Origin of the sequence: Burkholderia arboris, assembly GCF_038723655.1 — a bacterium.
GTDB lineage: Bacteria > Pseudomonadota > Gammaproteobacteria > Burkholderiales > Burkholderiaceae > Burkholderia > Burkholderia arboris.
The window spans coordinates 2,796,457-2,816,026 of record NZ_CP109821.1; the positions used below are offsets into that span (position 1 = coordinate 2,796,457).

17 protein-coding genes and 1 pseudogene are annotated in these 19,570 nt (G+C 67.7%); 10 read left to right on the forward strand and 8 right to left on the reverse strand.

What is annotated here, in order from left to right; all coding sequences use genetic code 11:
- Window positions 1-4: 4 nt before the first annotated feature.
- A complete protein-coding gene (locus OHZ10_RS13130; protein WP_059233486.1) occupies window positions 5-784 on the forward strand; it encodes an ABC transporter ATP-binding protein in 780 nt (259 codons plus the stop codon).
- Window positions 785-846: 62 nt separating this feature from the next.
- Here OHZ10_RS13130 and OHZ10_RS13135 read toward each other — a convergent pair whose 3' ends face one another.
- The gene (locus OHZ10_RS13135; RefSeq protein ID WP_174992936.1) at window positions 847-1,344 is read right to left on the reverse strand and encodes a GNAT family N-acetyltransferase; all 498 of its coding nucleotides are present in this window, start codon (window positions 1,342-1,344) and stop codon (window positions 847-849) included.
- Window positions 1,345-1,432: 88 nt separating this feature from the next.
- On the opposite strand from OHZ10_RS13135, the gene OHZ10_RS13140 reads away from it, so the two are divergent.
- Window positions 1,433-2,404: a LysR family transcriptional regulator gene (locus tag OHZ10_RS13140; RefSeq protein WP_226196673.1), complete on the forward strand. Its 972-nt coding sequence runs from the start codon at window positions 1,433-1,435 to the stop codon at window positions 2,402-2,404.
- 562 nt (window positions 2,405-2,966) lie between these two features.
- On the forward strand, window positions 2,967-4,043 hold the full coding sequence (locus OHZ10_RS13145) for a porin (protein ID WP_059236652.1): 1,077 nt from the start codon (window positions 2,967-2,969) through the stop codon (window positions 4,041-4,043).
- A gap of 139 nt (window positions 4,044-4,182) precedes the next feature.
- On the opposite strand, the gene OHZ10_RS13150 is transcribed toward OHZ10_RS13145, so the two are convergent.
- Both OHZ10_RS13150 and OHZ10_RS13155 read right to left on the reverse strand, forming a co-directional pair.
- Window positions 4,183-4,521: a P-II family nitrogen regulator gene (locus tag OHZ10_RS13150; RefSeq protein ID WP_006398637.1), complete on the reverse strand. Its 339-nt coding sequence runs from the start codon at window positions 4,519-4,521 to the stop codon at window positions 4,183-4,185.
- Window positions 4,522-4,604: 83 nt separating this feature from the next.
- Window positions 4,605-6,311, reverse strand: a complete 1,707-nt coding sequence (locus OHZ10_RS13155) for an NAD+ synthase (protein WP_342702722.1) — start codon at window positions 6,309-6,311, stop codon at window positions 4,605-4,607.
- Between the two features lie 108 nt (window positions 6,312-6,419).
- Between OHZ10_RS13155 and OHZ10_RS13160 the strand changes: the two genes are divergently transcribed.
- Window positions 6,420-7,598, forward strand: a complete 1,179-nt coding sequence (locus tag OHZ10_RS13160; protein WP_256085173.1) for a GNAT family N-acetyltransferase — start codon at window positions 6,420-6,422, stop codon at window positions 7,596-7,598.
- A 71-nt stretch (window positions 7,599-7,669) separates the two neighbouring features.
- Here the strand turns inward: OHZ10_RS13160 and OHZ10_RS13165 are convergent.
- Window positions 7,670-7,878 (reverse strand): annotated as a pseudogene (locus OHZ10_RS13165) (fibronectin type III-like domain-contianing protein); the annotation flags it as partial.
- Between the two features lie 77 nt (window positions 7,879-7,955).
- Here OHZ10_RS13165 and OHZ10_RS13170 point away from each other — a divergent pair.
- Window positions 7,956-8,774: a GIY-YIG nuclease family protein gene (locus OHZ10_RS13170; RefSeq protein WP_342702724.1), complete on the forward strand. Its 819-nt coding sequence runs from the start codon at window positions 7,956-7,958 to the stop codon at window positions 8,772-8,774.
- 54 nt (window positions 8,775-8,828) lie between these two features.
- Here the strand turns inward: OHZ10_RS13170 and ppa are convergent, their stop codons facing one another.
- Window positions 8,829-9,356, reverse strand: coding sequence for an inorganic diphosphatase (gene ppa / locus OHZ10_RS13175; protein WP_011352863.1), 528 nt, complete (start codon window positions 9,354-9,356; stop codon window positions 8,829-8,831).
- Window positions 9,357-9,581: 225 nt separating this feature from the next.
- Between ppa and OHZ10_RS13180 the strand changes: the two genes are divergently transcribed.
- The 5 genes from OHZ10_RS13180 (at window position 9,582) to OHZ10_RS13200 (ending at window position 15,195) form a co-directional block, all read left to right on the forward strand.
- On the forward strand, window positions 9,582-11,021 hold the full coding sequence (locus OHZ10_RS13180; RefSeq protein WP_059236649.1) for an aldehyde dehydrogenase family protein: 1,440 nt from the start codon (window positions 9,582-9,584) through the stop codon (window positions 11,019-11,021).
- Between the two features lie 85 nt (window positions 11,022-11,106).
- Entirely contained in the window at window positions 11,107-11,865 is a 759-nt protein-coding gene (locus OHZ10_RS13185) for an SDR family oxidoreductase (RefSeq protein WP_256085175.1), read from the forward strand.
- A 146-nt stretch (window positions 11,866-12,011) separates the two neighbouring features.
- A complete protein-coding gene (locus OHZ10_RS13190) occupies window positions 12,012-13,316 on the forward strand; it encodes an MFS transporter (RefSeq protein ID WP_256085176.1) in 1,305 nt (434 codons plus the stop codon).
- 242 nt (window positions 13,317-13,558) lie between these two features.
- Complete coding sequence (locus OHZ10_RS13195) at window positions 13,559-13,972, forward strand: helix-turn-helix domain-containing protein (protein ID WP_340624366.1); 414 nt, start codon at window positions 13,559-13,561, stop codon at window positions 13,970-13,972.
- A complete protein-coding gene (locus tag OHZ10_RS13200) occupies window positions 13,969-15,195 on the forward strand; it encodes an alpha/beta fold hydrolase (RefSeq protein ID WP_342702729.1) in 1,227 nt (408 codons plus the stop codon). Before OHZ10_RS13195 ends, OHZ10_RS13200 begins: the two co-directional genes overlap by 4 nt.
- 89 nt (window positions 15,196-15,284) lie before the next feature.
- Here the strand turns inward: OHZ10_RS13200 and OHZ10_RS13205 are convergent, their stop codons facing one another.
- Genes OHZ10_RS13205 through hemC form a run of 3 tightly spaced genes read right to left on the reverse strand, consistent with a single transcriptional unit; the run spans window position 15,285 to window position 19,446 of the window.
- Entirely contained in the window at window positions 15,285-16,472 is a 1,188-nt protein-coding gene (locus tag OHZ10_RS13205) for a heme biosynthesis protein HemY (protein ID WP_059233477.1), read from the reverse strand.
- A 2-nt stretch (window positions 16,473-16,474) separates the two neighbouring features.
- A complete protein-coding gene (gene hemDX / locus OHZ10_RS13210; protein ID WP_174992944.1) occupies window positions 16,475-18,445 on the reverse strand; it encodes a fused uroporphyrinogen-III synthase HemD/membrane protein HemX in 1,971 nt (656 codons plus the stop codon).
- Window positions 18,445-19,446 (reverse strand): hydroxymethylbilane synthase, encoded by a 1,002-nt coding sequence (gene hemC, locus OHZ10_RS13215; RefSeq protein ID WP_059233475.1) that lies wholly within the window; start codon window positions 19,444-19,446, stop codon window positions 18,445-18,447. Before hemC ends, hemDX begins: the two co-directional genes overlap by 1 nt.
- Window positions 19,447-19,570 lie beyond the last annotated feature (124 nt).

Consider the following 19,570-nt stretch of genomic DNA (forward strand, 5'->3'; position numbering starts at 1 on the left):
ATTGATGAATTCCCAGACTCAGAAGCTTTTCGTCGACGATCTGCACAAGCGGTACGGCGACAACGAGGTGCTCAAGGGCGTGTCGCTGAAGGCGAACTCGGGCGACGTGATCAGCGTGATCGGCTCGTCCGGTTCCGGCAAGAGCACGATGCTGCGCTGTATCAACTTCCTCGAGCAGCCGAATGCAGGCCGCATCGTCGTCGACGGCGAGGAAGTACGCACGACGCCCGACAAGACGGGCGCCCTGCGCGCCGCCGATTCGAAGCAGTTGCAGCGCGTGCGCACCAAGCTGTCGATGGTGTTCCAGCACTTCAACCTCTGGTCGCACATGAACGTGCTCGAGAACGTGATGGAAGCGCCCGTAAACGTGCTCGGCATCCCGAAGAAGGAAGCCGAGGCGCGCGCGCGCGAATATCTCGAGAAGGTCGGGCTCGCGCCGCGCGTCGAGAAGCAGTATCCGTCGCATCTGTCCGGCGGTCAGCAGCAGCGCGTCGCGATCGCGCGCGCGCTCGCGATGCATCCGGACGTGATGCTGTTCGACGAGCCGACGTCGGCGCTCGACCCCGAACTGGTGGGCGAAGTGCTGAAGGTGATGCAGAAGCTGGCCGAGGAAGGCCGCACGATGATCGTCGTCACGCACGAGATGGGCTTTGCGCGCAACGTGTCGAACCACGTGATGTTCCTGCATCAGGGCCGCGTCGAGGAAGAAGGCGTGCCGTCCGAGGTGTTTGCGAATCCGAAGAGCGAACGCCTGCGCGGGTTCCTGTCGGGCAGCCTCAAGTAACACGCACGAAACACACGAACGCACGACGTTCGAACGGGCGCCCCGCGGCGCCCGTTTTGCGTTTACGCGGCGCTCACCGGCGCGCTGTCGGCGAACGCGCGCAGCTCGTCGCCCGCCAGCCGGTAACGCACCCATTCGCTCTGCGGCGCCGCGCCGACGCTCTCGTAGAAGCGGATCGCCGGCTCGTTCCAGTCGAGCACGCTCCATTCGAAACGCCCGCAGCCGGATTCGACCGCGATCCGCGCAAGCGCCTTCAGCAGCCGCAGCCCGGCACCCGCGCCGCGAAAGCGCGGCGACACGTACAGATCCTCGAGATACAGCCCCTGCCGCGCAAGCCACGTCGAATACGAGAAGAAATACACGGCGAAGCCGGCCGGCTCGCCATCGACCTCGCACATCAGCGCGCGCGCCGGCGAGCCTTCGCCGAACAGGCTGCGCTCGAGCGACGCCGGCGTGGCGATCACTTCGTGCTCCGCCTTCTCGTAGACGGCCAGCTCGGTAATGAAACGCAGGATCAGCGGTACGTCGGCGACGGTCGCGGAACGGATATCGATTTGCACGGGTTGAGCCCTCCTCCGGCCCGGATGTGAAACGGAAGGCGGCAACGCGCAACCGCGCTGGCGCCGATCAAACCATCATGCTACGTTCATGCCACAACTGCAGGAAGTGCAGTTTCTTCATCCAGACATGAACATGATGCATCCCGATCTGCGCCGCCTCGACCTGAACCTGCTGCTCGTGTTCGACGCGCTGTACCGCCACCGCTCGGTCGCGGCGGCCGCGCACGAGCTCGCATTGAGCCCGTCCGCGTTGAGCCATGCGCTCGCGCGGCTGCGCGACGCGATCGGCGATGCGCTGTTCGTGCGCCTCGGCAACGAGATGCAGCCGACCGTACGCGCCGACGACATCGCCACATGGGCCGGCGATGCGCTCGACGCAATGTCGAAGGGGCTCGCCCGCGCGGGCCGCTTCGATCCCGCACAAAGCGACCGCACGTTCGTGTTCGCCGCGACCGACTACACGGCGTTCGCGGTGCTGCCGGCGTTCCTCGCGCGGATCCAGCATGTCGCACCGCACTTGCGGATCCGCGTCGTGCATTCCGACCGGAAGATATCCGTCGACGCGCTCGCGGCCGGCCGCATCGACTTCGCGCTCGGCTATCACGAGGAATCGGCGGCCGATGCGTCGGGCATCGAGGATTTCGACTGGTTCTCCGACGACTACGTCGTGATCGCGAGCGCCTCGCACCCGTCGATCCGCCGGCGGCTGACGCTCGATCAGTACCTGGCCGCCCGTCACGTGGTCGTCACGCCGTGGAACGAATCGCGCGGCGTCGTCGACTACGTGCTCGACCGGCTCGGCCTCGCGCGGCACGTGGCCGTGCAGTTGCCGACCGTGCTGGCCGCGCCGTTCGTGATCGCGGAATCCGAACTGCTGATGACCGTGCCGAACCGCGCGGCGCAGGCGCTGCAGCACGCGGCGCCGATCCGCATCTTCGCTGCGCCATTCGAAATCCCGCGCTACACGGTGAAGGTCTACTCGCACGCGAAGCATGCGCGCACCGATGCGCATCGCTGGATTCGCGCGCAGTTGCACGACGCACGGCCGGGCCCCGGCTGAACGCAGTACACCCTGGCCGCGCGCCTTGTGCAACGGGCGTTTCAGGCACTGCCGGCGGTGGCCGAAACCGCCCGATTCATTACGAAATACTTACCCATTTCGCGACTTTCGCGCTTACGCCCGCACTTCCGCAACGTCAATAGTGGCAATCCTTGACCCATGTTCGCGGAATTCGTGTCTCCCTTGCCAGACAAGGGTTTTCCGTTAATTGCTAACCCTCGGTGCACCTGTTGCGCACCGTGTTGCATGGCAATTTGGCGACAGCGGTTAGTCAAACAACGATTTCCATCGCCACAAAATTGTATTTTTGCTAAATTAGTAACCAAAGTAGCAAAACGAAGTTCGTGAAATGTAGTTTAGCTTCACGACACTACAAGGAGACCCCGCAGGCCGACCCGGCTGCGCGGGACTGCTCAACGGTTTTTCCGTCCGCTTGCCCGCGTGCTGCGCTTACCGGCCCTGCGCGAGGTCTCCCTGGTTATCCCGCTTTTGCCCGGCGCTTGTCGCTCCGGGCATCTCGTGCAGTTCTGGGTTGACTTTTTGACAGGGTATGGAGGAGACGATGAAGAAAGCTTTGGTCGCGGCCGCGCTGATGGCTGCTGGGGTGGTGACGGCGCACGCGCAGAGCAGCGTCACGCTGTATGGCCGCCTGGATGCAGGCATCGAGTACATGAACGGCCTGCAAAACGGCCACCAAGTGCGCGCGGAAAGCGGCGACTGGGGCACGAGCCTGTGGGGCTTGAAGGGTAGCGAAGACATCGGTGGCGGCAACAAGGTCCTGTTCCACCTCGAAGGCGCGTTCAACACGATGACCGGCGGCTTCAGCGGCTCGATCTGGGATCGTTATGCGACGGTCGGTATCTCGAACGACCGCTACGGTACGCTGCTGTTGGGTCGCGAGCTCGCGATCGCCAACGGCGTGTGGGACTTCGATCCGTTCGGCCAGTCGGCCTGGTCGACCGCATCGCTCGTGCGCGGCCGCAACTGGAACAAGACCAGCAACAACGTGTCGTACCAGTCGCCGCAGTTCTACGGCCTCGACTTCTACGGCCAGTTCTCGTTCTCGAACTCGACCAGCTTCAACGGCAACACGACGGCCGGCCAACCGGGCCGTGCAGCCGGCGCACAGGTCACCTACACGAACTCGCTGTTCCAGTTGCGCGGCATCTACGACGAAACGCGCGACAGCAACGGCCGCTTCTCGGACGTGTTCAACTACTCGCGTGAATACTTCGCGGGCGTGAACGTGTTCCTCGGTCAGTTCAAGGTTCAGGCGGCTTACCAGGCATCGCGCGCGGACGGCAGCGGCGGCCCGGCAGTGAACGCAGGCGTGACGGGCACCCAGCAGGTCTGGGGCGGCGTGACGTGGCAGGCCACGCCGGCAGCGGCGCTGATCGCAGCCGTGTATCACGTGAACGCGAACCACGGCGGCGGCAACGCGAACATCTACACGGTCGGCGGCTCGTACAACATCTCGAAGCGCACGCTGTTCGACCTGCAGGTCGCGACGGTGCGCAACAGCAAGAACGCCAACTTCGGCCTGAACGCGAACGGCGCCGGTACGGCCGTGTCGACGGGCAACCCGAATCCGGGCGGCAGCCAGACCGGCGTCTACGCCGGCATCCAGCACCTGTTCTGATCGGGCGCCGTCAAAGAACGATTCGACAACACTTTCCACGCTGCTGCGAGAGGCGCGTATCGGTGCGGTACCCAACCGGGTATCGCACCGTTTTTTATTGGCGGGCCGACTTTGCGCGGCCCATCGACGAAGTCGGCGCTCAGACGGCCGCTTCGTTCTCTTCGCCGGTGCGGATGCGGATCACGCGCTCGACGTCCGACACGAAGATCTTGCCGTCGCCGATCTTGCCGGTGCGTGCCGCGCCGATCACCGCGTCGATCACCTGGTCGACCTGCGCTTCCGCGACGACCACCTCGATCTTCATCTTCGGCAGGAAGTCGACGACGTATTCGGCACCGCGATACAACTCGGTATGGCCCTTCTGGCGGCCGAAGCCCTTCACTTCCGTCACGGTCAGGCCCGTGAGACCCACTTCGGCGAGCGCTTCGCGGACTTCGTCCAGCTTGAACGGCTTGATGATGGCGGTGATGCGTTTCATGGTGGTTGTCCCCCAATGCTCGTTTGGATGAAAAATCGCGATCCCGATTGTAAGCCTGCGAGCCGCATCCGGCCCAGCACGGCTCAATCGAGACGTTCGGTAAACCGCGACGTGACCGGGTAGCGCCAGTCGCGCCCGAATGCGCGATGCGTGACGCGGATCCCGATCGGCGCCTGGCGGCGCTTGTATTCGTTGATCTTGATGAGCCGCGTCACGCGTTCGACGTCGGCCCGTGCATAGCCGGCCGCGACGATCTCGGCGAGCGGCCGGTCTTCTTCCATGTACATCCGCATGATCGCGTCGAGCACGTCGTACGGCGGCAGGCTGTCCTGGTCGGTCTGGTTCTCGCGCAGCTCGGCCGACGGCGCGCGCGTCAGGATCCGCTCGGGGATCACGTCGCGCAGCGGGTAGTCGGCGGTTTCGTTGCGATAGCGGCAGAGCCGGTACACGAGCGTCTTCGCGATGTCCTTGATCACCGCGAAACCGCCGGCCATGTCGCCGTACAACGTGCAGTAGCCGACCGCCATCTCGCTCTTGTTGCCGGTCGTCAGCACGATCGAGCCGAACTTGTTCGACAGCGCCATCAGCAGCGTGCCGCGGATGCGCGCCTGGATGTTCTCCTCCGTCGCGTCTTCCGCGCGGCCCGCGAACTCGCCGGCAAGCGCCGCACGAAATGCGTCGAACATCGGCGCGATCGCGATCTCGTCGTAGCGCACGCCGACGCGCCGCGCCATCTCCGCCGCATCGGTGGTCGAAATGTCGGCCGTGAAGCGCGACGGCATCATCACCGCGCGCACGCGCTCGGGCCCGAGCGCGTCGCACGCGACCGCCAGCACCAGCGCCGAATCGACGCCGCCCGACAACCCGATCAGCGCGCCGGGGAAACCGTTCTTGCCGATGTAGTCGCGCACGCCGGTCACGAGCGCACGGTACACCTGCGCATCCGTCGGCAGCTCGGGGGCGATCGCGCCGGGCAGCGGCCGCGCGCCGTCGAATTCGACGATCGCGTGGCCTTCGTCGAACTGCGGCATCTTCGCGACGAGCGCGCCCTGCGCGTCGAGCACGAACGAGCCGCCGTCGAACACGAGCTCGTCCTGGCCGCCGACGAGGTTCACGTACACCATCGGCAGCCCGGTCTCGCGAATCCGCGCGCGCAGGATGTCGACGCGCACCGCCCCCTTGTTCATGTGGTACGGCGAGCCGTTCGGGATCAGCAGCACCTGCGCGCCGGCCGCCTTCGCGATCTGCGCGGCCGACGCATGCCACGCGTCCTCGCAGATGATCACGCCGTATTTCACGCCGTTCAGCTCGAACACCAGCGGCTCGGCGTCCGTCGCGAAGTAGCGCTTCTCGTCGAACACCTCGGCGTTCGGCAGATCCTGCTTGCGGTAGGTGCCGACGATCTCGCCGCCGACGATCAGCGACACGGCATTGAAGGTATCGGCAGGCGGCACGCCGCGCTCGATCGGGCGGTTTGCATTACCATCGACGGCTGGCGCGCGCGCATCGTCGCCCGCACCGCGCAACGGATGGCCGACCAGCACCGTGAGCCCGTCGAATGCCTTCAGCGCATCGGCCAAGGCGTCGAGCGCGGCGGCCGCCGCCGCGTAGAACGCGGGCCGCAGCAGCAGGTCTTCCGGCGGATAGCCGGACAGCGCGAGTTCGGGCGCGACCATCAGCTGCGCACCATCGTTGTGCGCGGCGCGCGCGGCCGCGACGATCCGCGCGACGTTGCCGGCGAAATCGCCGACGGTGACGTTGATCTGGGCGAGAGCGAGTCGGGTCTTCATGGCGGGATCGGCGCAACCCGGCGGCGCGCCCTGAACGGCTGACGAAATCGACCCGGGCGCGGCCGCAGCGGCACGCATCCGGCAACATCCAACGGTACGGATTCACGCTTGAAACACGAACGCATCGATTATCGCACGGGCATCCTGTCGTCCCCCGCCGAGGTGCCGGCCGACGAATGGAACGCGCTGCTCGCGCGCGACGCGCAGCCGACGCCGTTCCTGCGCCACGAATTCCTCGACGCGCTGCACGTCGCGCGCTGCGCGGTCGACGACACCGGCTGGTCGCCGCATTTCGTCACGCTGACCGACGAGCGCACCGGCCGCCTCGCGGCTGCCGCACCCGTCTACGCGAAACAGCATTCGTACGGCGAATACGTGTTCGACTGGGCGTGGGCCGACGCCTACCAGCGCAACAACCTGCCCTACTACCCGAAGCTGCTGTGCGCGGTGCCGTTCACGCCCGTACAGGGCACGCGCCTGCTCGCGGCCGACGACGACGCGCGCCGCCGGCTCGCGGCCACGCTGCTCGCATTCGCCGAGCAGAGCGACGTGTCGTCGCTGCACGTGCTGTTCCCGACCGGCGACGAAGCACGGTTGCTCGAATCGATGGGAATGATGCTGCGCGAAGGCGTGCAGTTCCACTGGCTCAACGACGGCTACCGCCACTTCGACGATTTCCTCGGCACGCTCGAGCAGAAGAAGCGCAAGAACATTCGCGCGGAGCGGCGCAAGGTGCAGGACGCAGGTGTGACATTCCGGCGGCTGACCGGCGATCAGATCACCGACGCCGACTGGCGCTTCTTCTCGCGCTGCTACCGGCAGACCTACCGCGAGCACTTCTCGAGCCCGTACCTGAACCTCGATTTCTTCCGCACGATCGGCGCGACGATGCCGGAGAACCTGCTGCTCGTGATCGCGGAAGCCGACGGCCAGCCGATCGCGAGCGCGCTCGCCGTGTACCGTCGCGGCGAGCACGGCGGCGGCACGCTGTACGGCCGCTACTGGGGGGCGATCGAGCACGTGCCCTGCCTGCATTTCGAAACGGCCTACTACCAGTTGCTCGAGTTCTGCATCGAGGCCGGGCTCGATACGTTCGAAGGCGGCGCGCAGGGCGAACACAAGCTCGCACGCGGCTTCCTGCCGACCGTCACGCACTCCGCGCACTGGCTCGCCCACCCGGCGTTTTCCGATGCGGTCGCGCGCTTTCTCGAACGCGAGACCGAGCATATCCACGCGTACGTCGACGAACTGCGCGAACACGATCCCTTCCGGCGCGGCGCCGAGTAGCGTCAGCCAGCACACCGGCATGCGGCAAGGCCACGACGGGCCTCGCCACATGCCGCACGGCTGCGTCCGGTTCAGTGCGCGGCGAGCGTCACCGTATGCGACAGCGCCTGCGGATCGCGCGACGACGCGGCCGCCGACAGCACGGCGCTGCCCGCGCCGATCCGCCATGCGTGCGCATTCGCATCCAGACCGCGAAGTGCTGCGCCGGCACCGCGACGCTGACCGTACGGGCCTCGCCCGGCTGCAGCGCGACCCTGGCCCAGCCGACGAGCCGCTTCGGCGACGGGCACGGCGACCGGTGGCGTTGACGCGCGCTTTTTCTGAGACACTGGCGGCTTCGCATCCCGCCGCCCTGCCATGTCCTGGTTTCTGTATCTGATCGAATGCGCCGACGACAGCGTCTACACGGGCATCACGACCGACGTTGCCGCACGCTTCGACGAACACGCGTCCGGCAAGGGCGCGCGCTACACGCGCTCGCGCAAGCCGCGCGCGGTGCTCGCGTCGTTTCCGCTGCCCGACCGGTCGAGCGCGTCGCGTGCGGAATACTGGGTGAAGCGGCTCACGCCCGTGCAAAAGCGGGAACTGGCGGCCGGTTTGCGGACGCTCGAATCGGTGTTGCCCGTCGTGGTGCCGCTCGATGAAAGCGAAGACCCGGCCGGGTTGAAGGCCGGTACGCGCAGGCGCAAGAAGGTGCAGACGGAAACCGCCGACGACACGCCGCAGGCGGTTGCAACGGCTCCGGTTGCCGGGAAAAACGTGAAGACCGGGAAAGTAGCCAAGTCCGCGAAGCCGGCGAAAGGCAAGCAAGCCTCGAAGACTACGAAGGCCGTGCCGGACACGAAGCGTGAGAAAACCGGCGGCGATGCAGTCGTAAAAAAAACTGCGTCGCGTAGATCGCCGGTAAAGAAGACCAGGACGTCCGAATCCGCGTCCTCGAAAAAGCAGGCGCCGGCCGCCGCCGGCAAACCCGTCGCGAACGCACGGGAAGATACCGCTCCGGCACCGGCTCGTCGCCGTGCGTCGGCCACGAAAGCCGTGAAAGAGAACGCACCCTCCGTTGCCCCGCGCCGCGCAAAACGCACGAAGGGTGCACTGGCCGCCCCGCCCCCGCCGCCTTCCACACCCGCACGCAAGAAACCCGCGCGCACAAAACAAAACCGCGCGGCCTCCTGAGGAGACACGCGCGGTTTGCGCTCCGTACGAACCGGCCGTCGGCCGGTACGCCGCTTACTTCTTGTAGTTCGCGGCGCCGTCGGTGATTTCCTTGTGCGCGGCTTCGATGCCGGCCCAGCCTTCGACCTTCACCCACTTGCCCTTCTCGAGCGCCTTGTATTGCTCGAAGAAGTGCTTGATCTGGTCCTTCAGGTACTCGGGCACGTCGTCGATCGACTTCAGGTTCGCCGTCATCGGGCAGACCTTGTCGTGCGGCACGGCAACCAGCTTCGCGTCGACGCCCGACTCGTCGGTCATCTGCAGCATGCCGAGCACGCGCGAGCGCACGATCGAGCCGGCCAGCAGCGGGAACGGCGTGATCACCAGCACGTCGACCGGATCGCCGTCGCCCGACAGCGTCTGCGGGATGTAGCCGTAGTTCACCGGATAGCGCATGCCCGTGCCGATGAAGCGGTCGACGACGAGAAGGCCCAGTTCCTTGTCCGCCTCGTACTTCACCGGATCGCTTTGCGCGGGAATCTCGATGATCACGTTGAAATCTTGCGGCAGGTCCTTGCCGGCCGGAACATGATTGAAGCTCATGAGCACTCTCTGTAGGTCGATGGGAATTCGGGACAGGGCGCCGCGGCCGATGCACCGCCGCGGGCGTCCCCCAAGGGAATGCGCCATTATAGCCAATCGACCGGTGGCGTCCGGATGACGATCGGCGCGATAATCGTTCCGGATGGTCGGTCGTCGAACCACCGGCCGCGTTGCATCGAATCGGCGTCGGCGCTGAAGCGCCCACCCTGGTACACGGGAGCAGGCATGGAAGAGGCGAAGCACTTCATCGCGGGCGAATGGACGTTGCCCGCGCAACTGGAAACCATCGCAGTCGTCGATCCTTCCGACGGCCAGCCGTTCGCGACGATCGCGCGCGGCACCGCGCCCGACATCGAGCGCGCGGTCGCCGCGGCCCGCGACGCCTTCGCGGGCCCGTGGGGCGCCGCGAGTGCCGCCGAACGCGGCCGCGTGCTGATGCGGCTGTCGGCGCGCGTGGCCGATTCGATCGAGGAACTCGCCGCGATCGAGGCGCGCGACACCGGCAAGCCGCTGAAGCAGGCGCGCGCCGACGCGGCCGCGCTCGCGCGCTACTTCGAGTTCTACGCGGGCGCCGCCGACAAGCTGCACGGCGAAACCCTCCCCTACCAGGCCGGCTACACGGTGCTGACGGTGCGCGAGCCGCACGGCGTCACGGGCCACATCGTGCCGTGGAACTATCCGATGCAGATCTTCGGGCGCAGCGTCGGCGCGGCGCTCGCGGCCGGCAACGCCTGCGTCGTCAAGCCGGCCGAGGATGCATGCCTGTCCGTGCTGCGCGTCGCCGAGCTCGCCGCCGAGGTCGGGTTGCCGGCCGGCGCGCTCAACATCGTCACCGGCTACGGCCATGAAGCCGGCGCCGCGCTCGCGCGCCATCCGGGCATCGACCACATCTCGTTTACGGGCTCGCCGGCCACCGGCAAGCTGGTCACGCAGATGGCGGCGGAAAACCACGTGCCCGTCACGCTCGAACTCGGCGGCAAGTCGCCGCAGATCGTGTTCGCCGATGCCGATCTCGACGCGGCGCTGCCCGTGCTCGTATCGGCGATCGTGCAGAACGGCGGGCAGACCTGCTCGGCCGGCAGCCGCGTGCTGATCGAGCGCGCGGTGTACGAGCCGCTCGTCGAGCGCCTCGCCACCGCGTTCAACGGGCTGCGTGTCGGCCCGAGCCGCGCCGATCTCGACTGCGGCCCGCTGATCAACGCGAAGCAGCAGCAGCGCGTATGGGATTTCCTGTCCGACGCGCAGCACGACGGCATTCCGATGGCCGCGCACGGGCAGGTCGTCGCCGACGCGCCCGAAAGCGGCTTCTACCAGGCGCCCGCGCTGTTGCGCGACGTACCGCCGTCGCACCGCCTCGCGCAGGAAGAAGTGTTCGGCCCCGTGCTCGCCGCGATGCGTTTCGTCGACGAAGACGAAGCCGTCGCGCTCGCGAACGGCACGCCGTACGGCCTCGTCGCGGGCATCTGGACGCGTGACGGTGCGCGCCAGATGCGGCTCGCACGGCGCCTGCGTGCGGGCCAGGTGTTCATCAACAACTACGGCGCGGGCGGCGGCGTCGAGCTGCCGTTCGGCGGCGTCGGCCACTCGGGCCACGGCCGCGAGAAAGGCTTCGAGGCGCTGTACGGCTTCACCACGCTGAAGACGATCGCGATCCGGCACGGCTGAACCCGCGGCGCGCGACATGCGGCCGGCAGCGCCCGGCCGCCGATCGCTACACGGCGACTCTCATCACCAGCACAGGAGACACACCATGCGGTTGAGCGGCAAGACGGCCATCGTCACGGGCGGCGGCTCGGGTTTCGGCGAAGGCATCGCGAAGACGTATGCGCGCGAAGGCGCGAACGTCGTCGTCAACGACCTGAACGGCGCGGCGGCCGAGCGTGTCGCGAGCGAGATCGCGCTCGAGGGCGGCAAGGCGATCGCCGTGGCCGGCGACGTGTCGAAGCAGGAAGACTGGCAAGCGCTGCTGCAGGCCGCGCTCGACGATTTCCACTCGGTGCAGATCGTCGTGAACAACGCGGGCACCACGCACCGCAACAAGCCCGTGCTCGACGTCACGGAAGCCGAGTTCGACCGCGTGTACGCGGTCAACATGAAAAGCCTGTTCTGGTGCGTGCAGACCTTCGTGCCGTACTTCCGCGAGCAGGGCGGCGGCGTGTTCGTGAACGTCGCGTCGACGGCCGGCGTGCGACCGCGCCCGGGCCTCGTCTGGTACAACAGCACGAAGGGCGCGATGATCACCGCGAGCAAGTCGCTCGCGGCCGAGCTCGGCGCCGATCGCATCCGCGTGAACTGCATCAACCCCGTGCTCGGCGAGACGGCGCTGATGACCGAGTTCATGGGCTGCGAGGACACGCCCGAGAATCGCCGCCGCTTCCTCGCGACGATCCCGCTCGGCCGTTTCTCGACGCCGCAGGACATCGCGAACGCGGCGCTTTACCTCGCCTCCGACGAAGCCGAATTCATCACCGGCGTCTGCCTCGAAGTCGACGGCGGGCGCTGCATCTAGCCGCACCGGGCAGCACGATCGCCACGCATTGCATCGCACGAATCCGGAATCGGCGCCGCGGCGCCTGTTCCGGCCAACTATAAGGACAGCGGTGCATGGGATCCAGGTAACCGCTGAAGCGCTCACTCAGATCGACAGGAGACAACATGGCAACATCGACGCAGTCGCTGCCGGGCTCGTCCGGCGCATTCGAGGAAGCAACCTATCGCAAGGTGTCGTGGCGGCTCGTGCCGCTCCTGCTGCTGTGCTACGTGGTCGCGTATCTCGACCGCGTGAACGTCGGGTTCGCGAAGCTGCAGATGGCGAGCGACCTGAACCTGAGCGATACCGTGTACGGGCTTGGCGCCGGGATCTTCTTCTTCGGCTATTTCCTGTTCGAAGTGCCGAGCAACATCATCCTGCACAAGGTCGGCGCGCGCGTGTGGATCGCACGCATCATGGCGACCTGGGGCGTGATCTCGATCCTGACGATGTTCGTCACGACGCCCGCGATGTTCTACGTGATGCGCTTCCTGCTCGGCGTCGCCGAAGCGGGCTTCTTCCCCGGCGTGATCCTCTACCTCACCTACTGGTATCCCGCGCACCGGCGCGGCCGGATGACGACGTTCTTCATGACGGCAGTCGCCTTGTCCGGCGTGATCGGCGGCCCGATCTCGGGCTTCATCCTGAAGGCGTTCGACGGCGTGAGCGGCTGGCACGGCTGGCAATGGCTGTTCCTGCTCGAAGGCATCCCGTCGGTGCTGGTCGGCGTCGTCGTGTTCCTCAAGCTCGACGACCGGATCGCGAAGGCGAACTGGCTGACCGACGAGGAAAAGGCGCTGCTCGCGCGCAACGTCGACGCGGAAGAAGCGACGAAGCAAGACCTGCCGCTCGGCGCCGTGCTGGCCAGCCCGCGCGTGTTGCTCATGGCGCTCATCTACTTCTCGTTCGTGATGGGGCTCTACGGCGTCGGCTTCTGGCTGCCGACCATCATCAAGGCGACGGGCGTCACCGACACGGTCGCGATCGGCCTGCTGTCGGCGATTCCGTATGCCGCCGCGGTGGTCGCGATGATCCTGATCGCGCGCAGCGCAGACAGGCGCCGCGAACGCCGCTGGCACGTCGCGATTCCGGCCGCGATCGGTGCAATCGGACTCGTGCTGTCGGTGATCTGGGCGCACCAGACCTCGCTCGCGATGCTCGGCCTCACGCTCGCGACGATCGGCATCCTGACGACACTGCCGCTGTTCTGGAGCCTGCCGACAGCGTTCCTCGGCGGCACGGCGGCCGCGGCCGGCATCGCGATGATCAACTCGATCGGCAACCTGGCCGGCTTCCTGAGCCCGTACCTGATGGGCTGGCTCAAGCAGGCGACGGGCGCCAACGATGCGGGCATGTACATGCTTGCCGCGTTCCTCGTGCTCGGCGGGCTGCTCGCGCTGTCCGTGCCGAAGCAGCTGGTCGACAAGTGATGCGCGGCGCGTAACTGCACGCACGGCACGCGAAGCACGCCGGCCGATCGATTGCCGGCCCCCGATAACGCCCCGGCAGCCGGAATCCCCCGGTTGCCGGGGCGTCTTCGATTCCGGGCAGGCGCTATCCGGATCAGCCGAGCCAAGTCAGCCGGATGATGGCGCCCTATTCACCAAATTATTCCCTTATGCTCCCTTTTATATGGAACAATAAAGAGTATTAAGGAAATCATTTGCCGACCATGTTCCACACCGTCGAAGACACTGCCGCCCGCCTTCGCGTCCATCCGAAGACCATCCTGCGGTTCATTCGCGACGGCAAGCTGCGCGCGACGCGGGTCGGCCGCGCGTACCGCATCCTCGCTGCCGACCTTGCCGCGTTCGCGCCAACGGAGCCGGCCGCGCCCGTGCCGCGCGCGGTGCGCGTCACCAGCATCGTCGACATTCCGGACGCGTCCCAGTCGCTGCACCAGTACCTGTCGCGCTCGCTGCATGCGATGGCGTCGGGCCGCACGTCGTACGTCGATCCCGTGCGGATCGACGTGACGTTCGATCCCGCCGCGAGCGTGGTCAAGATCATCGTCGCCGCGACACCGGCCGACACGGCTGCGCTGATGTCGTCGCTCGAGAGGTTGCTGCAGCAAAGCGGGGCATGAGCGCGATCTTCCGGTCGCCCCGCCACGCGCGCGCGATTCGTGCTGCTTACGCGGCCGCACTGTCGCACTGGCCGGCCGGGCATCGGCGCGTCACGGTGCAAACACGGCACGGCGCGACGCACGTGATCGACTGCGGCCCCGAACACGCGCCGCCGGTCGTGCTGATCCACGGTGCGCAGACGACGGCGGCAAGCTGGCAGCATTACGCGGCCGTCTGGTCGACGCACTTCCGGCTCTACGCGATCGACGTGATCGGCGAAGCGGGACCGAGCGCGCCGTCGCGCCCTCCACTCGCGAGCGACGCGTACGCGCAGTGGCTCGACGACGTGCTCGACGGCCTGCAGGTATCGCGCGCCGCGTTCGCCGGCATCTCGCTCGGCGCGCGAACGGCACTCGACTTCGCGTTGCGCCGGCCGGCGCGCGTCACGCGGCTCGCGCTGCTCTGCCCGTCCGGCATCGGCCGGCAGAAACCGTTTCTGTGGTGGGCGCTGCCGTTGTTGCTGCTCGGCGATATCGGGCGCGCGTGCGTGCGGCGGCGCGTGCTCGGTCGTCTGCCGCCCGCATCGACGCCGGCCGAACGCGACACGCTCGCATTGATGCACGCCGTCGACCGCGGGTTTCGCCCGCGCATCGAACCGATCCCGGTATTCGACGACGATACGCTCCGCACATTGTCGATGCCCGTGCTGGCGGTCGTCGGCGGACGCGACGTGATGCTCGATTCACGCGACACCCGTGATCGTCTGACGCGTCTCGTGCCGCACGCGCAAGTCCGGTTTCTTCCCGGGCAGCCGCACTTCATCCGCGGGCAGCGCGACACCGTGCTCGCATTTCTGACATCGACGGAACCCGACACCATGTCCCACCGAATCGTTCAGGCAGCCGGCAGCCGTGTGCTGGTCCGCGCCCCTTCCTCCGCCCTCGTGCAGCGGGAAAGCGATGCGCTCGATCTCGTCGCGCTCGCGCACGAGCACGAAGCCGACTGGATCGCGATCCCCGCCGACGCGCTGCACGACGACTTCTACCGGCTCGACAGCGGGCTGGCCGGCGCCGTGCTGCAGAAGCTCGTCAATTACGGCGTCCGGCTCGGCGTGGTCGGCGACATCGACCGCTGGCTCGCGCGCAGCGAAGCGCTGCGCGCGCTCGTTCGCGAATCCAACCGCGGCCAATCGGTGTGGTTCGTCGCGAGCGAGGACGACCTGCTGCGCAGGCTCGGCGCGTAACGCGTTCGGGCCGGCCGGCGACGGACGAAAAAAGCCCCGAAGGCCGCTTGGCGTTCGGGGCTTTTTACGCCGTGCAGTGCAGCGCCGCGTCAGACCACGGTGATCGCGAGCGCGCTTTCGCGATAGTGCTTTGCCGCCTTGTCGGTTTCGCCGAGATGCTCGAACAGGCGGGCGAGCGCGCGATGCGCCCGCACCTTCAGCGCCTCGTTGTCGGCCAGCTTCAGCGCCGATTCGAGGAACGACTGCGCCTTGCCCCACAGCTGCTGCTGCTGGCAGAGGCGGCCGAGCGCGAACAAGAGGTCGGCGTCTTCCGGATGATCCTTCTTCCACCCTTCCGCCTTCTGGATCAGCGGCAGCGCATCGGCGCCGGCCGTATCCGGGTAACGGCGCAGCAGGCGGGCATCCCAGTTGTGCGCGAGCGCGTCCTCGACGATGCGGCGCGCTTCGTTGCGGCGCTCGAGCGGTACGAGCAGGTCGGCCGCGAGATCGGCCAGACGCGGCGACTGGCGCTCGACCGGCGACAGCGACTGCCACACTTCGAGCAGCGCGTCCGGGTCGTGCCGGCGTTCGCGCAGCAGGTTTTCCGCCGCCTGCTGGCGCAGCCGCACGGCCGCGGCCGGATGCAGCGCCTCGCGCTTCTCGAGCGCCTTCGCGAGCTTCAACACCTCGGCCCAGTTCTTCAGTTGCTGCTGCGCGCGCAGCGCAACCTGCTGCGCGTGAATGCGCTTGCCGCCGGCCTGCATGTCGGCCAGCGCGGCGAGCGCGCCGTCGGCATCGCGCGCATCCGCGCGCATGTCGGCAGCCGCGAGCAGCCGGGCGTCCTGCCATTCGGGCGCGTCCACCTTCGACAGCCAGTCGTCGCGGCGCGTGTACTCGTGCATCCGGTGCGCGGCCGTGGCCGCGACGAGACTCGCGGCGCCCAGGTTCGCATCGACCGTCAGCGCTTCACGCGCGGCCTTCTCCGCGCGCGAGAAGCGGCCCGCGTACAGGTTCGAAATTGCGTCGCGCAGCGACGCCTGTGCCTTCTCGTTGCGCGAGCGTGCCCGATATGCGGCGACCCGCTGCGGCATGCGCCAGATGTTGCGCACGATGCGCAGCAGCGCGTACACGACGATGAACAGCACGACGATGGCGATCACGAACAGGTTCAGCGACACGTCGATCCGGTACGGCGGATAGACGAGCAGCACCTGCCCCGCGTCGAAACGGCCGACGGTGGCGAGCGCCGCGGCGATCGCGAACAGGACCGCGAGCCAGACGATTCCTCGAAGCGTCATCGTTACCCCCGGCTCTTGAACTGCTGAACGGCGTTCAGGCTCGTATTCAGGTTCGGCACCGCGACCGTCAGCGATGCGCCGTCGACCTGCTTGAGCAGATCCTCGACGGTCTGCGTGTCCTTCGATGCCTGATCGAAATACTTCCCGAGCGACGCCTGCGCGGCGTGCAGGTCGGCCTTCATCGCGCTGTCGTTGCGCGCGAGCAGCGACAGCCGCGCGGTGAGCAGGCGCAGCTTCACGTTCTCGCGCACGAAATAGCCCTGATCGGGCGACGCGAGCATCGCGTCCGCGTTGTCGATCCGGCGCACCTGCACGAGGCTCTTCAGCTGCTGGCCGAGGCCGGCCGAGAAGTCGTGCCACCACACCTTCCAGCGCGGCTCGCCGGCCACGGCCGACGATGCGGCTTCGGCCGGCACAGCCTTCGGCTCCGCGTGCGGCACGATCGCCTCGCCGGACAGCGGCAGCGCGTCGATCTTCGCGATTGCGTCGTCGAGCTTGATCGCGAGGCCCGTGAGATCGGCCGCCGGTGCGGCCTTCAGCTTCTCGATGTCCTGCGCGAGCGCCTTGCGCACCGTGACGGCCTGCGCGCTCTGCGACGTCGCGAGACGCGCGTCGGCATTCTGCAGCGCGATCAGCGCGAGCTGCGTGTTGCCGGTCAGCTGAAGCTGCTGGCTCGCGCTCGACAGCATCTGGTCGACTTCCTCGAGCATCCACGCGTCGCGGTTGCGCGACAGGTCCTGGTATTGCTGCTGCAGCGCCTGCTGCGCGCTCTGCGCGTCGGCGAGCTTGCCGTCGAGCTGCGCGAGCTGCGTGTCGACCTGGTGCGTGCTGGCGAGCGCCTGCTCGGTCTTCATGCGCGTTTCGGCCGTCTGCGCGTCGAGCGCCTTCTGGCGCGTGACGAACGTGCCGTCGAGCCGGTCGATCTTGCGGTTCAGCGCGTAGCCGCCGACACCCGCCGCGCAGCCGAGCACGACGACGACGAACCACAGCACCGCGCTGCCGCCGCGACGCGCGGGCGGCTCGGGCGCGAGATAAGGGGGACTGGGCGGCGGTGCGGATGCAGCGGCCGGCTGGGAAGCGACGCTTTTGGAATCGTTGGTATCTGTCATGCGTTTAGTCACCGGTGCGGCTGTCGCCGGTTGGACGGCCTCGTCGGCCATCGTTCGAAACGCGCGGACGATGCGCTCATCGCCCGCGCCGGTCAGCGTAATCCTATCAAAACCCAATGCGCGCGCGGTCTGCTCGATCCGCGGGTGCGGCGTGACGAGCGGCGCATGCTTCAGCGCCTCGATCTCGGCATCGTTCAAGTGCGCCCGCGCAAGCTCGTGCAGGTTGCGCACACCTTCCGAGCTGGTGACCAGCCACGCATGCGGCTGGCCGTCGAGCAGCGCGTGCACGCGCTCCCACGCGCCGACGCGCGGCTCCGGCACGACTCGCCGGTAGGCCGCGACGAGCGTGACGTCCGCGCCGGCCTCGCGCAGGCGGTCGGCAAGCCATTCGCGCCCGCCGTCGCCGCGCACGATCAGCACGCGCTTGCCCGCCAGTGCCTGCGCGCCGCCGAACGCGGCCTCGATGCATGCGAACAGGCTTTCGGAATCGTAATGAGGCATGCCGCCGTCGGCCGGCGCCTGCGGCGCGATCACGCGATGCGCGGGCGCCGCGATGCCGTGACGCTCGAGCGCCGCGACGCTGCCGGGCCCGACCACGCCGACCGGCAACGCGTTCGGCCAGATCGCGCCGTACTGCGCGAGTGCGCGGTCGATCGCGTTCGGCGACACGAAAATCACCAGCGCGTAGTCGGCAAGCGCCGCGAACGCGGCGTCCAGCGGTGCCGGATCGTCAACCGGCGCAATATCGATCAGCGGGAATTCAAGCACGTCGCAACCGGCATCGGCCAGTTGCGATGCCAGCGCGTCGGACTGGCCGTCCGGACGCGTCAGGACAGCGGTGAACGCGCGCGCGCCGCCCGCCATCAGGCGTCGCCCTTGCCGGCCTGCGAGGCCGCGAGCAGCGCCTGGACGATATCGAGCGCGCCTTGCGCCTCGAGCTCGTCGGACACCGCACGGCCCAGCGCGAGCGCATCGGCGACGGTCATCACGGCACCGCACTCCTCGGCGGTCAGCACGCGTTTGCCGTCAGTCGTCGACACGCGGCCCGTCAGGTACAGCTCGCCCGCGCGCCACACCGCGTGCGCGGCGAGCGGCACCTCGCAGCTGCCGCCGAGCGCGCGCGACACCATCCGCTCGGCCTCGACCGCGAGTGCGGTCTGCGGGTCGTGCAGCGGCGCGAGCCACGCAGCGACGTCGTCGCGGTGCGCGGCGATCTCGATGCCGAGCGCGCCCTGACCGGCCGCGGGCGGGCTCGCTTCGACGTCGATCAGCGCGCGAATCCGCGCTTCGAGGCCGAGGCGTTTCAGGCCGGCGGCCGCGAGGATGATCGCCGCGTAGTCGCCGCGGTCGAGCTTCGCGAGACGCGTGTCGAGGTTGCCGCGCAGCGGCAGGACGTCGAGATGCGGATAACGCGAACGCAGCATCGCTTCGCGGCGCAGGCTCGACGTGCCGACGACCGCGCCGGCCGGCAGCGCGTCGAGCGACGCGTAGTCGTTCGACACGAACGCGTCGCGCGGGTCTTCGCGCTCCATGATCGCGGCGAGCGTGAAGCCGTCGGGCAGCGCCATCGGCACGTCCTTCAGCGAATGCACGGCGAGATCGGCGCGGCCGTCGGCCAGCGCGGTCTCCAGTTCCTTCACGAACAGGCCCTTGCCGCCGACCTTCGACAGCGTGCGATCGAGAATCTGATCGCCGCGTGTCGTCATCCCGAGGATTTTCACGTCACAAGCTGGATATAATTTGCGCAGCGCATCACGCACATGTTCGGCTTGCCACATCGCCAGGCGGCTCTCGCGCGAAGCAATCGTCAACGTCGCGGGCGGCTGTGCCTGTTGCGGCCCGGCCGCAGGGGTCTCGGAATTCATTGCTGGAACATCGAAGGACGGGATTGAAGATCGAACAATGGTAGCACGCACGCCCCGGCCCGCCCGGGCCCGGAGCCTGCGCCCGGCCTGCCCCTGTGCGGGTCGCGGCGCCGATGTGCGGATG

What these genes read in the sequence shown, in the direction of transcription:
- OHZ10_RS13140 (WP_226196673.1), top strand. Translation starts at nt 1,433, where the DNA reads ATGCCACAACTGCAGGAAGTGCAGTTTCTTCATCCAGACATGAACATG.
- OHZ10_RS13130 (WP_059233486.1), top strand. Translation starts at nt 5, where the DNA reads ATGAATTCCCAGACTCAGAAGCTTTTCGTCGACGATCTGCACAAGCGG.
- OHZ10_RS13170 (WP_342702724.1), top strand. Translation starts at nt 7,956, where the DNA reads ATGTCCTGGTTTCTGTATCTGATCGAATGCGCCGACGACAGCGTCTAC.
- OHZ10_RS13190 (WP_256085176.1), top strand. Translation starts at nt 12,012, where the DNA reads ATGGCAACATCGACGCAGTCGCTGCCGGGCTCGTCCGGCGCATTCGAG.
- OHZ10_RS13145 (WP_059236652.1), top strand. Translation starts at nt 2,967, where the DNA reads ATGAAGAAAGCTTTGGTCGCGGCCGCGCTGATGGCTGCTGGGGTGGTG.
- OHZ10_RS13195 (WP_340624366.1), top strand. Translation starts at nt 13,559, where the DNA reads ATGTTCCACACCGTCGAAGACACTGCCGCCCGCCTTCGCGTCCATCCG.
- hemC (WP_059233475.1), bottom strand. Translation starts at nt 19,446, where the DNA reads ATGAATTCCGAGACCCCTGCGGCCGGGCCGCAACAGGCACAGCCGCCC.
- hemDX (WP_174992944.1), bottom strand. Translation starts at nt 18,445, where the DNA reads ATGGCGGGCGGCGCGCGCGCGTTCACCGCTGTCCTGACGCGTCCGGAC.
- OHZ10_RS13155 (WP_342702722.1), bottom strand. Translation starts at nt 6,311, where the DNA reads ATGAAGACCCGACTCGCTCTCGCCCAGATCAACGTCACCGTCGGCGAT.
- ppa (WP_011352863.1), bottom strand. Translation starts at nt 9,356, where the DNA reads ATGAGCTTCAATCATGTTCCGGCCGGCAAGGACCTGCCGCAAGATTTC.
- OHZ10_RS13205 (WP_059233477.1), bottom strand. Translation starts at nt 16,472, where the DNA reads ATGACGCTTCGAGGAATCGTCTGGCTCGCGGTCCTGTTCGCGATCGCC.
- OHZ10_RS13180 (WP_059236649.1), top strand. Translation starts at nt 9,582, where the DNA reads ATGGAAGAGGCGAAGCACTTCATCGCGGGCGAATGGACGTTGCCCGCG.
- OHZ10_RS13200 (WP_342702729.1), top strand. Translation starts at nt 13,969, where the DNA reads ATGAGCGCGATCTTCCGGTCGCCCCGCCACGCGCGCGCGATTCGTGCT.
- OHZ10_RS13150 (WP_006398637.1), bottom strand. Translation starts at nt 4,521, where the DNA reads ATGAAACGCATCACCGCCATCATCAAGCCGTTCAAGCTGGACGAAGTC.
- OHZ10_RS13185 (WP_256085175.1), top strand. Translation starts at nt 11,107, where the DNA reads ATGCGGTTGAGCGGCAAGACGGCCATCGTCACGGGCGGCGGCTCGGGT.